At 64.2% G+C, this 13,633-nt stretch carries 13 protein-coding genes; 9 read left to right on the plus strand and 4 right to left on the minus strand.

The features are described 5' to 3' along the window. Nucleotides 1–49: 49 nt before the first annotated feature. The 7 genes from mutM (at nt 50) to PRN20_RS03020 (ending at nt 7,646) form a co-directional block, all read left to right on the plus strand. Nucleotides 50–931, plus strand: coding sequence for a bifunctional DNA-formamidopyrimidine glycosylase/DNA-(apurinic or apyrimidinic site) lyase (gene mutM, locus PRN20_RS02990; RefSeq protein WP_273955569.1), 882 nt, complete (start codon nt 50–52; stop codon nt 929–931). Between the two features lie 68 nt (nt 932–999). Further along, nucleotides 1,000–1,926, plus strand: a complete 927-nt coding sequence (locus tag PRN20_RS02995; RefSeq protein WP_273955571.1) for an ArsR/SmtB family transcription factor — start codon at nt 1,000–1,002, stop codon at nt 1,924–1,926. Between the two features lie 148 nt (nt 1,927–2,074). Further along, on the plus strand, nt 2,075–3,631 hold the full coding sequence (arfA, locus tag PRN20_RS03000) for an arabinosylfuranosidase ArfA (RefSeq protein WP_273955572.1): 1,557 nt from the start codon (nt 2,075–2,077) through the stop codon (nt 3,629–3,631). A 454-nt stretch (nt 3,632–4,085) separates the two neighbouring features. Continuing rightward, nucleotides 4,086–5,345, plus strand: coding sequence for a DUF763 domain-containing protein (locus tag PRN20_RS03005; RefSeq protein ID WP_273955573.1), 1,260 nt, complete (start codon nt 4,086–4,088; stop codon nt 5,343–5,345). 174 nt (nt 5,346–5,519) lie between these two features. Next, nucleotides 5,520–6,041, plus strand: coding sequence for a hypothetical protein (locus PRN20_RS03010; RefSeq protein WP_273955574.1), 522 nt, complete (start codon nt 5,520–5,522; stop codon nt 6,039–6,041). 146 nt (nt 6,042–6,187) lie between these two features. Continuing rightward, nucleotides 6,188–6,631 (plus strand): hypothetical protein, encoded by a 444-nt coding sequence (locus PRN20_RS03015; protein WP_273955575.1) that lies wholly within the window; start codon nt 6,188–6,190, stop codon nt 6,629–6,631. Between the two features lie 454 nt (nt 6,632–7,085). Beyond that, nucleotides 7,086–7,646, plus strand: a complete 561-nt coding sequence (locus tag PRN20_RS03020) for a class I SAM-dependent methyltransferase (protein WP_273955576.1) — start codon at nt 7,086–7,088, stop codon at nt 7,644–7,646. A gap of 82 nt (nt 7,647–7,728) precedes the next feature. On the opposite strand, the gene PRN20_RS03025 is transcribed toward PRN20_RS03020, so the two are convergent. Continuing rightward, complete coding sequence (locus PRN20_RS03025; protein ID WP_273955577.1) at nt 7,729–8,415, minus strand: hypothetical protein; 687 nt, start codon at nt 8,413–8,415, stop codon at nt 7,729–7,731. Nucleotides 8,416–8,878: 463 nt separating this feature from the next. On the opposite strand from PRN20_RS03025, the gene PRN20_RS03030 reads away from it, so the two are divergent. After that, nucleotides 8,879–10,150: an MFS transporter gene (locus PRN20_RS03030; protein ID WP_273955578.1), complete on the plus strand. Its 1,272-nt coding sequence runs from the start codon at nt 8,879–8,881 to the stop codon at nt 10,148–10,150. A 25-nt stretch (nt 10,151–10,175) separates the two neighbouring features. Here the strand turns inward: PRN20_RS03030 and PRN20_RS03035 are convergent, their stop codons facing one another. Beyond that, nucleotides 10,176–10,967 carry an alpha/beta fold hydrolase gene (locus tag PRN20_RS03035; protein WP_273955579.1) on the minus strand — a complete coding sequence of 264 codons (792 nt, stop codon included), beginning with the start codon at nt 10,965–10,967 and terminating at the stop codon, nt 10,176–10,178. Between the two features lie 41 nt (nt 10,968–11,008). Beyond that, nucleotides 11,009–11,704, minus strand: coding sequence for a L,D-transpeptidase (locus PRN20_RS03040; protein ID WP_273955580.1), 696 nt, complete (start codon nt 11,702–11,704; stop codon nt 11,009–11,011). Between the two features lie 403 nt (nt 11,705–12,107). Between PRN20_RS03040 and PRN20_RS03045 the strand changes: the two genes are divergently transcribed. Further along, nucleotides 12,108–12,323 carry a hypothetical protein gene (locus PRN20_RS03045; RefSeq protein ID WP_273955581.1) on the plus strand — a complete coding sequence of 72 codons (216 nt, stop codon included), beginning with the start codon at nt 12,108–12,110 and terminating at the stop codon, nt 12,321–12,323. Here the strand turns inward: PRN20_RS03045 and PRN20_RS03050 are convergent. Beyond that, nucleotides 12,287–13,489 carry a mandelate racemase/muconate lactonizing enzyme family protein gene (locus tag PRN20_RS03050; protein ID WP_273955582.1) on the minus strand — a complete coding sequence of 401 codons (1,203 nt, stop codon included), beginning with the start codon at nt 13,487–13,489 and terminating at the stop codon, nt 12,287–12,289. The two genes, PRN20_RS03045 and PRN20_RS03050, sit on opposite strands and share 37 nt — an antisense overlap. Between the last annotated feature and the right edge of the window lie 144 nt (nt 13,490–13,633).

Genomic DNA, 13,633 nt, shown 5'->3' on the forward strand with positions numbered 1-13,633 from the left:
ACCCCTCCGCTTCCGGCCACATATCGGCTCACCCGGAGAAGAGAGCAACATGCCCGAACTGCCAGAGGTCGAAACCGTCCGCCGCGGCCTCGAGCCCTATGTCACCGGCGCGCGCATCGACAAGGTCGTGCTGAAGCGCAAGGACCTGCGCTTCCCTTTTCCGGAAGGCTTCGGGCCAGCGCTTGAAGGGGCGACGATCGAAGCCACGGGCCGCCGCGCCAAGTACCTGCTGTTCCGCCTTTCGACCGGCAAGACCTGGCTGAGCCACCTGGGCATGACCGGCACCTACCGCTTCGAGGACTTCAAGTACAAGGACCCCTCGCGCTATTACGAGCCGACCGAGGACAGGAAGCACGACCATCTCGTGCTCGAGCTTACCCATCCCGAGCACGGCACGATGAAGCTCATCTACAATGATGCGCGCCGCTTCGGCTTCATGGATATGTTCGAGGACGAGGAGCAGAGCCCCTGGCTCGCCGAGCTCGGCCCCGAACCACTCTCCAACGCCTTCAACGCCGCCGAGATGGCCGACCGTTTCCGCGGCAAGAAGGCGCCGATGAAGGCGGCGCTCCTTGACCAGCGCGTCGTCGCCGGGCTCGGCAATATCTATGTCAGCGAGGCGCTGCACCGCGCCCACATCCGCCCCGACATTGCGGCGGGGACGCTCGTCCTCAAGTCCGGCAAGCCCTCGAAACGCCTCGAGAATCTGGCCGACGGGGTCCGCACCGTGCTCGTGGAGGCCATCGACGCCGGTGGCTCGACCCTGCGCGATTTCCGCGCCGCCGACGGCAATTCCGGCTACTTCCAGCACCGCTTCGCCGTCTACGACCGCGAGAACGAGCCGTGCCCCACGCCGGGTTGCCGCGGCACGATCAAGCGCATCGTCCAGTCAGGCCGCTCGACCTTCTTCTGCCCGATCTGCCAGCACTAGACGGCGCCTTTGACTGTACCGAACTTCCTGATACAAACGCCCTCTTATTTTGGGAATGCGGGCGAGTCATGAGCCGGAATTTTTTGCTCGTTGATCCGGAGGAGCGGCCGGAGGTGCTGAAGGCGCTGGCCTCCGAGGTTCGGGTGGCGATCCTGAAGCTGCTGCACATCGAAGGGCCGATGAACGTCAACGACATCGCGGCCAAGCTCGGCCAGCCGCAGTCGACCGTCAGCTCGAACATGCAGACGCTGGTCGAGGCCGGGCTCGTCCGAACCGAGACGCAGAAGGCGCGCAAGGGCAACCAGAAGATCTGCCACAGCCTCTTCGACGAGGTGCTGGTGATGTTCAAGGAGGACATCCGGCCGCTGAAGTCCAACGCCATAGAGGTGGCGATGCCGCTCGGCCTCTACACCAGCTGCGACGTCACCGCGCCCTGCGGCCTCTGCTCCACCGAGGGCATCATCGGGCTGCTCGACGTGCCCGATACCTTCCTCGATCCCGAGCGCATGAAGACCGGACTCATCTGGTTTACCAGGGGTTTCGTCGAGTACCAGTTCCCCAACAACGCCCGCCTCGCCCAGCAGAAGATCAGCTCGCTGGAGTTCTCGCTCGAGCTGAGCTCCGAGGTGCCCGGAACGAGCGCCGACTGGCCCAGCGACATCACCATCACGGTCAACGGCCACGACATCGGCACCTGGACCTCGCCCGGCGATTTCGGCGACAAGCGCGGCGTCTACACCCCGGACTGGTGGAAGCTGAAGGGCAGCCAGTACGGCAAGCTCAAGGGTTTCCGCGTCAACGGCACGGGCACGTTCGTCGATGGCGTGAAGATCTCGCCGGTATCGCTGAAGGACCTCGACCTCGACACGCACCACTCGATCCGGCTCAGGATCGGGGTGAAGGAGGATGCCAAGCACCCGGGCGGCATCAATATCTTCGGCCGTGGCTTCGGCAATTACGACCAGGACATCGTGCTCCGGATCGAGACGGAATAGTGCCGGAACATCGAGACCAAGCCCGACTCAAGTCCATGACGGGGCTATGAACTTCTACCGGCCCCGGTGACCCCCTTGACGGTTCCCAGTCGCTTCCATATCAAGTCCAACGATATAGATCACCAAATCTGGTGACATGGAGGAGCGGATGCGGGCGACGGTTACGGCGCACAAGGACTATACCATCTCGAAGATCGACGACCGGGTGTACGGGGCCTTCCTCGAACATCTCGGGCGCGCCATCTACACCGGCATCTACGAGCCCGATCATCCGACCGCCGACAAGAACGGCATGCGCGGCGACGTCGCCCAGCTGGTGCGCGAGCTCAAGGTGCCGATGGTCCGTTACCCCGGCGGCAACTTCGTCTCCGCCTACAACTGGGAAGACGGCGTCGGCCCGCGCGCTGAGCGCCCGACCCGCCTCGACCTCGCCTGGCACACCTCCGACAGCAACGCCGTGGGCGTCCATGAATTCGCCGACTGGTGCGAGCTGGTCGACACCGAGATGATGCTCGCCATCAATCTCGGCTCGCGCGGCCTCGACGATGCGCGCAACTTCCTCGAATACGTCAACGGCCCGACCGGTTCGTACTGGGGTGACCTCAGGAAGAAGAACGGCCGCGCCGACCCGTTCAACGTCAAGCTCTGGTGCCTCGGCAACGAGATGGACGGCCCCTGGCAGGTCGGACACAAGACCGCCTACGAGTATGGTCGCCTCGCCAACGAAGTGGCCAAGACCATGCGCGCCTTCGACAAGCAGCTCGAGCTGATCGTCTGCGGTTCGTCCCATGCCAACATGCCGACCTATCCCGATTGGGAACGCGAGGTGCTCGAGCACACCTACGACAACGTCGACCACATCTCGCTGCACATGTATTTTGCCAACCGCGAGAACGAGCAGGCCCTGCTCGATGGCGCCGCTCCCGAAGTGCTGGCCAGGAACACCGCCAACTACCTGGCGCTCAACGAGAAGCTGGACGGCTACATCGCCACGGTGGCGTCGACCATCAACTTCGTGAAGGCCAAGAAGCGCTCGAAGCACAACGTCTATATCAGCTTCGACGAATGGAACGTCTGGTACCACTCCAACAAGCAGGACCGGAAGATCCTCGACGGCAACGCCGGCTGGCCGCATGCGCCGCGCCTGCTCGAAGACATCTACAATTTCGAGGATGTGCTGCAGGTCGGCCTGATCCTCAACACCTTCATCCGCCGTTCCGACGTGGTGAAGCTCGCCTGTATCGCGCAGTTGGTGAACGTGATCGCGCCGATCATGACCGACCCCAAGGGGCAGGCCTGGCGGCAGACCATCTACTACCCGTACTACTTCGCCTCCGTGTTCGGCCGCGGCACCGCGATGCAGCTCGACGTCAAGTCGCCCGGCTATGACTCGGTGCATGGCGACAATATCGGCTATGTCGACGTCGCGGGCGTCCACAACGAGGAAGACGGCACCATCAGCTTCTTCGCGGTGAACCGTCACGCCACGGAATCGATCGATGTCGACCTGAACCTCCAGGGCTTCGGCACCGCCACGGTGATCGACCACCAGGTGATGACGCACGAGAACCTGCGTGCCGTGAACACCGCCACCGCGCAGACCAATGTCGCTCCGGCCAAGGGCTCGGGCGCCAAGGTCGAAGGCAAGGTGCTGAGCGTGAAGCTCGCTCCGTACTCGTATCAGATGATCCGCGTTAAGGTCTGATCGCGAGGTCTTTCCAAACACAGCGGAATCGGGAAAGTTCACGCTTTCCCGATTCCGCTTTCGCGTTCCGGTCCTCCCGGAAAAGTCCTCCGGCGCACCGCTCCCACGGGGCGCTGGAGGGCGCTTGGGGCTGGCGATGCAGCTCGCGCCCCCTTCATAGGTGCCCCTGACCTGGCCGGGATGACGCCGCTGGAGCGGTAGACACCACTTGCTCAGGTTCCCTCATCACCGGGCTTGTCCCGGTGATCCAGCCGCGCGGCGTCTGCCGCGCGAAAAGGAGTCGTCCCGCTCCGCCGACGCGGAGCGGCTGGATTGCCGGGACAAGCCCGGCAATGAGGGCAGACTGTGGGCCATCGCCCCGAGGGGATGGACGATGGTAGGGCAGTATGTACCTCGGCCTGTTTGTTTCCCATTTGTTCCTGTGCTATCTTCACGCCAGAACGAGGAACTCATCATGGCCACTCGCGCGGGAAGCGCCGATCTGCCGCTGCATGGCGGACGGGTGCCGAAATGGCTGAGCGAGCGCATGGCGCGGCTCGGCGCGGTGATCTGCGAGGCCATCGCCCATGAATATGGCCGCGACGAACTGCTGAGCCGGCTCGCCAACCCCTTCTGGTTCCAGTCCTTCGGGGCCGTCATGGGCATGGACTGGCATTCGAGCGGTATCACCACCAGCGTCATCGGGGCGCTGAAGGGCGGCCTGAGGCCGCTCGAGCGCGAACTGGGCCTGCATGTCTGCGGCGGTCGCGGACGCCATTCGCGCAAGACCCCCGACGAACTGGTGGCCATCGGCCACCGCGTCGGCTTCGACGGCGCCGGGCTGGCGCAGGCCAGCCGGCTCGTCGCCAAGGTCGACAGCGCCGCCGTGCAGGACGGCTTCGAGCTTTACCTGCACGGCTTCATCGTTGCCGATGACGGCAAGTGGGTGGTGGTGCAGCAGGGCATGAAGGGCGATGCGAAGACGGCCCGGCGCTACCACTGGCAGTCGGCCGGCCTGAAGAGCTTCGTCGAGGCGCCGCACAGCGCCATCGAGGGGATGGGGCAGGGAACGATCGTCAACCTGACCGATGTCCGGGCGGCGCTCTCGCGCACGGCCCAGACCGAACTGCTCGCCGGCATGGGGCCCGATGCCATCGTGCGCGAGGTCGGCCGGATCGAAGGGATCGTCGAGCCGGCGCCGGTCGAGGACGACCGGCCGATGCTGCCGCACCTCGTCATGCCCGAGCACCACGACATCCGCCCCAAGGACGTGATGCTGCGCCGCCTGCACGGCAGCCTCGCGGCCGCGGCCGACCGCGCGCCCACGGATTTTTCCGAACTGCTGCTCGTTCCGGGTGTCGGCGCCCGCACCGTGCGGGCCCTGGCCCAGGTGGCCGAAGTCGTGCACGGCGCGCCGCACCGCTTCGCCGACCCGGCCCGCTTCGCCATGGCGCATGGCGGCAAGGACGGCCACCCGTTCCCGGTGCCGCTCAAGGTCTATGACGAGACCATCCGCGTGCTGAAATCGGCAGTCGGCAAGGCTCGGCTCGGCGCCGAGGAGGAACTGGGCGCGATCCGGCGGCTCGACGCGCAGGCCCGGGCGCTCGAAGGGGCGCAAGGGCCGAGCTTTCACGAGTTCATCGCCGAGGAGCGACGGCGTTCGCCCGAATATGGCGGACGAACCGTGATGGACGACATGCCGAGCAGCTATCTCAAGGCAAAGATGCGGGTGTGAGGGTAGGTCGGGCCTGACGGTTTCGAGGGCCCGCGATCGCCGCCCATTGCTAGGGCCGCCTCGGCGACAACGTCCGTCCTGCGCCACGAGCAGACTGCATCTCCTGCATGCGTCGTGACTTGCGTCGCGTCCCGTTGCATCACTATTGGGTAGAAACTCGGGCGAGGATCGAACGTGCAAAGCCAGTCAATTGCGTCCCTCGTGCTCGCGTTGGTCTGCTCGCCTACCATTGCCTGCGACCTCATTCCACCCAGCAGGCCGCCGACGCTCGCGGAGAAGCTTGGCGGGGTGAAGGAAATCTTTGGTGGGACGGTAATTGGATATGTCACTCCAGATGGCACCCAGTTCATTGGATTGCCACCGGCGAGTTGCGTCGACGACGATGGCGATTTCCGCTGGTGGGAGTGGGAAGAGCTGCGGCAGCAGCCTGAGTGTTCGGCCTACATGGATATTGAGGCTGCGCTGTTCCGTGTGGATGTTCATATCGTGGGGCCCGCCGTCGGCGAAACGGCAACCTACGAGATGACGTGGGGTGACGGCGACTGCAACACCGACTTCGGCATCGGCGACAAGTGGCTCATAGCAGGTCCGCATGTGATCGAGGAACTCCAGGCGCCGATACGTGACGACGAGGTCGTCACGCTGCAGCGACTGGCAGCTCGACCTGCTTTCGACATGAGCCAACTGTATCGCTGAAGGTGTAGCCTCCCACACCCCGGCCCCAGGCGTGGGCAACCGAATGACCGCTCTGCGCCAGAAGCGGACACTCGCTCCCCCACGCCCCATCATCGTTTGCGGGCTCCCGCCGCATAGAATACGGTGCACGCTAGGGGGTGGTGCTAATGAAACGTCTCATTATTGCTTTGTCGTGCCTCGCCGCGGCGCCGGCGCTGGCATCGGAAACTGATGTCCTGCGCAGACTTGGTCGGCCGGACGTCCTCTGCCTGCACCAGTATTACGTGAGTGTTCAGGCGGCTACTAAACTTTGTCATTGGCCGAGAAGTGCGGTGGATGACGCGATCGATGCCTCAGTGCTGCGAATTGAGAGCTACCTGATCTCAATTGCGCCGGTGCATGTTGATGCAGCCCTCGCATCTCAGCGAAAGTGGCTTTTCGACATGCTTGAAGTCGGTGACAGCGAAGTGGAGATGTTGAAGGCCTGTCAGGAGTGGGACGGGATCGCTGCCCTTGCCACCCTCAGATCGTCCTTTAGCAATGGTGAGCAAATAGAGCGAATAGTGGACACAACGCTTGCTGGCCCGCCACCTGAACGAATGGTTTGCTAGCGAAACCGCAATCCGGCAAAGAGTCCGCTTCGGGCCAGAACCAGACGTCCCCTGTGCGCCAAAAGCGGTCACTTGATTTGGAACTGAGCCGCCGTCATTCTGGTCAGCGCGAATTCTTCGCTCTGGAGCACCCCATGCGAGCCTACTGATCCAAGGCAACGATGCCACCTGGGCAGCGAGCGCTTGTGCTCGCCCGGGATTCGGCGCGACCGCCATGGATCAGATCGTTCCCTGGGTTGGACTCGCTTCTTTCAATCGCCCTGGGTGGCTCGGCAGGAACCTGAGTTCTCCCTAGGATTGGGTCGCCTACGCCGGCGCATGTCACTGCCCGCCATGGGTGAGCAGTGATGCCGCTTCCTCGCTGAGGCCTGCCTTTGGCGGCGCGGGGCCGCCGGCCGCGACCCGACACTCCCGGAACACTGATCCCACTCAAGGTCCATTTGAGGGGATGACTATGCTTGACGTGACGATCGGCGCGGTGGCGCTGCGATTGCAGACCGAACCTGGCCTCTTCTCTCCGCAACGGCCAGATGCCGGCACGCTGGCAATGCTCTCACGGATCACCTTCGCTCCACACGACAAGATCCTCGACCTCGGTTGCGGTTACGGCCTGGTGGGCGTTCTGGCCGCCCACCACGTTCCTCCAGCGCAGGTGACCATGCTCGACAACGACCCAAGGGCCGTGGCTGTCGCCCGCCGCAACGCCGACGCCAACGGTGTGTCCGGCGTGACGGTGGCGCTGTCAGATGGTTTCAGGGACACGCGGGAGACCGGGTTCACCAAGATCATCTCGAACCCGCCCTACCATGTCGATTTCTCCGTTCCCCGGCACTTCATCGAGAAGGGCTTCAACCGGCTGGTGCTGGGCGGGACGATGTGGATGGTCACCAAAAGACGCGATTGGTACAGCAACAAGCTCGGCGCGATCTTCGGCGGCTGCCGGGTGCACGAGATAGACGGATACTATGTGTTCGAGGCCACCAGGCGTCGATCGACCTACGCTCGGTGGCGCTAAGGGCTCTGGTCGGATTGCCGGCCTGTGACAGACGACCGATCTGGGCCAGAAGCGGCCCCCCCGCACCCGTCATTCTGTGGGGTCACAAGTCTGGAATAGGCCTTGGCTGGAGGAATAGGCCAGCTGAGACGCGATAGTATGCCGTCGCCCCCTGATTGGTCACCGAGAGTTTCTCTGCACGGAGCGCCGGTTGATCCAGCCAAGTCAAAATGCTTGCTGCCCCAAAGGTCACTGGGTCAGTGGTCCGAGAAATCGCGACTCCTAGAATGCACAAATCACCAGGGAGTTCTCGCGGATTGTGAAGTTTGACCGCATGCGGGTTGTCCGGGTCGTCGGTGATCGCGATCACTGGCCAACGTTCTGGCGGCAGCAAGCACTCATCAACGAAAACCCTATCGACCTGCCTCAAAAAAACTGCAGCGTCGTCCAAATCGTTTGTATCCGGCGGAGAAACCTCACACGCATCGGATATGATGTTCGCTAAAGGTGCACCGCCCGGCGCAGGAGAATTCAGCGGAAAGAAATATCGTCCGTCCGCCGCCTCTCCACGGACCGTCTCACCACGCCAAATATACTGAATGCCCATGTGGTTAGGCACGGAACTAGGTAGGTAGGAAACCTCGATAACGCCCGAGGTCGCCTTCTGTGTGCCACCCGTCTCGTAGACGACCGCCAAACGATATCTGAGTTCAAGCGGCTCATAAGAATGTCCGCATCCAGCCAACACGCCAATTGCGGCGAGAAGTGCCAATGCCCGAGCATGTAACATTGCTTTCTCGGCAGAATGGTTGGACGGGTTCTTATTCGATGGCGACCAAATCCTTACAGTGCGTCACTTGGGTTGGGCATGATTTTGGGCAAAGTGATTAAGAGGCGGTAGGCCCCACACCCGCACTACGGGCGGTGAGACCTGAGGGCCCGCTCTGGCTGCCGCTCGTCGGCGTCCGCTGTGCGCCACAAGCGGCTACTCCCTGATCGGCCGACGACTAGAGCTACAGCAGCTTCAGGCCTGACGCGGCTACAGCCACTCGACTGGCTCGAAGGGGAGATCGGCAGGCTGACGGAACTGGGATTGCCATCGAACCACATAATCCCATCGATGGTCAGAGGCAGGTTCACCTCGGCACGATTCCAGCCAAGCGGGCTGCAGTGCCGTTTCTACTTAAGCTGTGGATGCACTGGCCAAACCCGGTAGAAGGATGTCGGCGGAACGGCGTTTGGGGGACTTGCGCTTGGGCAGCGACAGCACATCGCCGGAAGCCGGGGCGGCCAGGGTCGCAGACGTTTTCCGCCTTCCCAATTTCTTCCCGTTCTGGTTCGCCGAGACGGTCTCGGGGTTCGGGAACTACGTCACCTTACTTGCGGTCCAGACCACCGTTGTTCTGCTGCTTGGCGGCACGGCGACCGATGTCGGCCTCGTGACGATGGCGGGGTTGCTGCCGAACCTGTTCCTCGGGCCTGTCGCCGGTGCGGTTGTCGACCGCTTTCGGCGCATCAGGGTCCTCGTCGTTACCGACATCGGGAATGGAGCGGTCCTCTGTCTCCTCCCGCTGCTGTGGGTCGTGGGGCTGCTCAACACGCCCGTGCTGATGGCGATCATGATCGTCTCCGGGGTTCTGACGATCCTGAACCGGGCCGCGAGCCAGTCGGTGTTGCCGAGGCTCGTTCCCAGGCCGCACCTGCTCGCGGCGAACGCACGAATTGACCAGGGTGCGACCGTGGCGCAGACGTCTGGCAGCTTCGTAGCCGGGGGGCTTGTCGCGCTCCTGGGGGCTCCGCTCGCCATCCTGATCGACGCCGCGTCCTACTTCGTGTCGGCCGCCGCGATGGCGACGATCCGCCTCGACGAGTTGCCCCAGAAATCCAGGGCGACCCTGCGGGCGCTTCATGCCGAAGTCGGCGAGGCCGTGCGCTGGCTGTACGGGCACAAGGTGCTTGGGCCGTTGGCCCTGTCGACCCACATCTGGTTCTTCGCCAACGGCTTGGTCGGTACGGCGATGGTGGCCTACACGCTGCAAGCCCTGAGCCTTGGTCCATTCTGGCTGGGGGTCGTCTACGGCGTCGGCGGCATTGCGGGCCTCGTGGGCAGTTTCCTTGCGGTGAGGGTTGGCCGGTGGCTCGGCGAAGGCTCGACCGTCATCGCCTGCCGGACGCTGGCATGCCTTGCGTGGGTGCCGGTCGCGCTCATTCCCGATCCGGCGCCATTGTGGTTGCCGATCGCTCTGCTGGCGCTGGGGCAAGCGCTGTTCGGCCTGAGCATCGGCGTCGAGAACGCCAGCGAAGCGAGCATCTGGCAGAACGCGGTGCCGGACGACCTCCAGGCCCGGGTGGTCTCGACGCGGCGTTCCGTCAACCGGACTATGATCGTCATCGGCGCTCCGGCAGGGGGGCTGCTTGCCGATATGGCGGGGTTCGGAACCACGTTCTGGGTCGCCGTGTCCGTCTTCGCCATCGCCGCAGGCGCTCTCGGATTGGCAGGCTTCCGGAAAATCCGCGAAGCATAGGCTGGCGCAAGCACGGCAGCGAGCGCTACTGCGTGAGGAAGGCCGTCGCGACCTCGGTGAGGAGCGGCGACTGGATCAGGCTGTAGTGCGTGGTGTTGGGGATGATGGCGAGCTGGCTGGCGGGGCGCAGCGAGCCGTCAAAGCCGGCGTCGCGCTGACCGCCGCCGAGCAGCTTCCAGAACTCGACCATGTGCTCGGGCCGGATGGAATCCGAGTCGGCGAAGACCAGCAGCGTCGGAGCCTCGATGGCCTTGATCCCCTCGGTCCAGTCGCGCTCGGGCTGGTTCATCTCGCCGCTCTTGCGCATCATCGTCTCCCAGTTGACGTCGGGATAGAACTGCGCGAGCGGCGAGGCGGCGATCTGGCTGCCGATGGCAGCGGCCATGGCAGGCATCTGCTCGAAGGCCTGCCGGACTTCGGGATAGTCGCCGTCGGTGCGGAAGGCCACGGAGACCAAGACCAGTTTCTCGACCAGTTCCGGGTGCCGGAAGGCGACCTGCAGCGCGACGGCGGCGCCGAGCGAATAGCCCATGAAGCGCGCCTTGTCGATGCCGAGGTGCTGGAGCATGGCCGCGACGTCGTCGGCCATCAGCTCGTCGGACCAGGGCGCGTCGCTGTCCGTGCTGAAGCCGTGGCCGCGCATGTGGATGGCAATCACCTTGTGCGTCTTCGCCATGGCGGCGAGCGGAGCGCCGAAGGTCTGGGACGGGTCGACGCCGCCATGCAGCAGCACGAGCGGCGGGCCGTCGCCATGGATCTCGTAGTAGATTTCGGCGTCGCCGACCGTGACCTTGCCCGTGCTGCTGGGGGTGCTCATCGGATCGTCCACTGGGGTTTGGCCTACGGCGGCGCTGTCACCTAGGCCCTCAGAACAACCACTTTCGTGTTGACCGGCGTGCGTGAGTAGAGGTCGATCATGTCCTGGGTGAGCAGGCCGATACAGCCGCTTGAAATGCCCCTGCCGATCGTCTCCGGCGCGCTGGTGCTATAGAGCGTGTAGAGCGTGTAGACGCCGTTCTGGTAGAGATAGAGCGCCCGGGCGCCGAGCGGATTGTCGAGGCCTGGCGCCATGCCGCCGGCATACTTGGCCACTTCCGGCTGCCGCTTGATCATTTCCGCGGGAGGCGTCCAGATGGGCCATTCGGCCTTGCGTCCGATATAGGCGTCGCCGCTCCACAGGAAGCCGGCGCGGCCGACACTGACGCCATAGCGGGTGGCGTTTCCATCGCCTTCGACGCGGTAGACATAGTGGTTGCGCGGATCGACGACGATCGTTCCGGCCACTTCCGCGGTGTCGTAGCGCACTGTCCGGCGATAGTACTTGGGATCTACCTTGCTGACATTGACGGCCGGGATCGGGAAACGCTCGTTGGGCCGCGGCCCGTAGACATTCCTCGCTTCGGCCAAACTCATGCTCCCGGACGGGGCGCAACCGGCGAGCGCCAACGCGCCGAGACCGGCGGCCGATCCGAACAGAAACGAGCGGCGACTGACAATCGTGGGCCGAACTGCCGCGTCCGGTTCGCCTGCCGGAATCCCATCGTCTACGATCATGGCTTGAGTCTCCCCACTCCCATTCCCCAGCCAAGAATAACACGGGCCCACACCCGCAGAAGGCCCGGAGTAAGGCTGGTCTCATACCGCACAATGGCAGGAAGGGGCTCCCGTTCGGCGTGCTCCGGCCGGGACTTAGCGAAGAGTTCCGACATCGGCCTGGTTCGCGCTCGCGTGCGCGCGGTTCGAGCCACCGAGGCAGAAGCGGCCCTCCGCCGTAGCATCAGGGAGGTGGCGAGGAGCCTGAGTCGCGGGGTGAACCGGGATGTGCCGGGGACGTGGCGTCAGCACCACGACCGCCCCACCGTGGCAGCCTGACGCAGCGACAAACCGTGCAGGTGGCGAAGCAGCGCGATGCGCTAGCTTGGTTCCCCTTTTGCACTGAATGACCTTGGGGATACCAATGCCACAGCACCATAGCTGGTCGCCGCTGCGCGTCCCGCGGCGCGAGACCGAGACCGTCGATCAGTTTGAGCGACGGCGCGCCGAGATCGAGCGCATCGTCGCTGGTTTTCGCATGAGCCGCTACGGCCGAGCCGAGGCGGAGCGCCTCGAAAGGCGCCTCGCCCGGCTGCGTTCGGATCAGTCGAAGAAGCCGGCGTCTTCTTCCTTGAGGTAGCGCTTGGCCGCCTTGGCGTCGATGTCGAGACCGAGGCCTGGGCCCGGCAGGAGGTCGACATGGCTGTCGACGACGATCGGGCCGGAGGGGAGGCCCGTGACGATCTCGTTCCAGAAATCGTCGGAGGCCGACGGGTACTCGAAGGCGATGTAGTTGGCCGGCAGCGTCGCGCAGACATTGATCAGCGCGCCGAGACCGAGCAGGCCGTTCGCGGTGCCGTGCGGCGCCATCATGATCGAGTGCATGTAGGCGTGCTCGGCCACCCACTTGAGCTCGGCAATGCCGCCGATATCGGCCGGATCGGGACCGACGACGCGGACCGCCTGGGTCTCGATCAGTTCCTTGAAGTTGTGGCGCAGGTAGATCTGCTCGCCGGTATGGATCGGCGTCGAGGTCGAGGTGGTCAGCTCACGATAGGCCTGCGGATTGACCCACGGCACGTAGTCGCCGGTGAGCATGTCCTCGAGCCACATGATGTTGTAGGGCTCGACCGCGCGGGCGAACTTGATGGCGTCGTTGAGGAACCAGCCCGGGCCGCAATCGAGGGCGAGCGAAACCTTGTCGCCCAGCGCTTCCTTCATGGCGATGACGCAATCGAGCAGGTAGTTGAAGCCGTGCTCGGAAATCTGGCCCTGGTCCATGGCGCCGTGATAGCCGGCCTTCTTGCCGATCGGGCCATAGTGGAAATCGGGGTAGCTGTCCTTCTGGGACGAGTGGAAGCTCAGGCCCTGCTTGACCATAAAGAACTTCTGCGGCTGCTCGGCCATCCACTTGACGTCGGCGGCGAAGTCCTCGGGGCGATCGCCACTACGCTTCTGGCGCACTGAGCCGTTATAGACGCGGACCTTGTCGCGCACCTTGCCGCCGAGGAGTTTGTAGGCCGGAACGCCCGCCGCCTTGCCGGCAATGTCCCACAGCGCATGCTCGATCACCGAGACGGCGGCGCCGTAGGGCTTGAACGAGCCGCGCTGGCGGATCTTCATCATGCAGCGCTCGACGTCGGTCGGGTCCTCGCCGATCAGCGCCTCGCGGAAGTGGAGGATGAAGGGCTTGAGGTAGGTCTTGGTGTATTCCACCTCGCCGATGCCGTAGATGCCCTCGTCGGTGACGATGCGGACGATCGGATGCTTGCCGATGACGGCAACGCGCAAGTCTGTGATTTTCATGGTGTTCTCTCTATTCGTCCGGACGGGCCGGTGGCGTTCGTGCTCTGTGCCTCGCCGGCCTTGACCCTTCCCTACCGGGGCGGGGGGTGTCGCTGGTTGTCGGTTCCCTCCCCGTGCGGGGAGACGATGAGGGTGGGGTATGCC

The sequence above is a fragment of the Devosia sp. ZB163 genome (assembly GCF_028613635.1).
Classification (GTDB): Bacteria; Pseudomonadota; Alphaproteobacteria; order Rhizobiales; family Devosiaceae; genus Devosia_A.

Coding starts and splice junctions, on each gene's coding strand:
- mutM (WP_273955569.1), top strand. CDS start 50: ATGCCCGAACTGCCAGAGGTCGAAACCGTCCGCCGCGGCCTCGAGCCC.
- PRN20_RS02995 (WP_273955571.1), top strand. CDS start 1,000: ATGAGCCGGAATTTTTTGCTCGTTGATCCGGAGGAGCGGCCGGAGGTG.
- arfA (WP_273955572.1), top strand. CDS start 2,075: ATGCGGGCGACGGTTACGGCGCACAAGGACTATACCATCTCGAAGATC.
- PRN20_RS03005 (WP_273955573.1), top strand. CDS start 4,086: ATGGCCACTCGCGCGGGAAGCGCCGATCTGCCGCTGCATGGCGGACGG.
- PRN20_RS03015 (WP_273955575.1), top strand. CDS start 6,188: ATGAAACGTCTCATTATTGCTTTGTCGTGCCTCGCCGCGGCGCCGGCG.
- PRN20_RS03020 (WP_273955576.1), top strand. CDS start 7,086: ATGCTTGACGTGACGATCGGCGCGGTGGCGCTGCGATTGCAGACCGAA.
- PRN20_RS03025 (WP_273955577.1), bottom strand. CDS start 8,415: ATGTTACATGCTCGGGCATTGGCACTTCTCGCCGCAATTGGCGTGTTG.
- PRN20_RS03035 (WP_273955579.1), bottom strand. CDS start 10,967: ATGAGCACCCCCAGCAGCACGGGCAAGGTCACGGTCGGCGACGCCGAA.
- PRN20_RS03040 (WP_273955580.1), bottom strand. CDS start 11,704: ATGATCGTAGACGATGGGATTCCGGCAGGCGAACCGGACGCGGCAGTT.
- PRN20_RS03045 (WP_273955581.1), top strand. CDS start 12,108: ATGCCACAGCACCATAGCTGGTCGCCGCTGCGCGTCCCGCGGCGCGAG.
- PRN20_RS03050 (WP_273955582.1), bottom strand. CDS start 13,489: ATGAAAATCACAGACTTGCGCGTTGCCGTCATCGGCAAGCATCCGATC.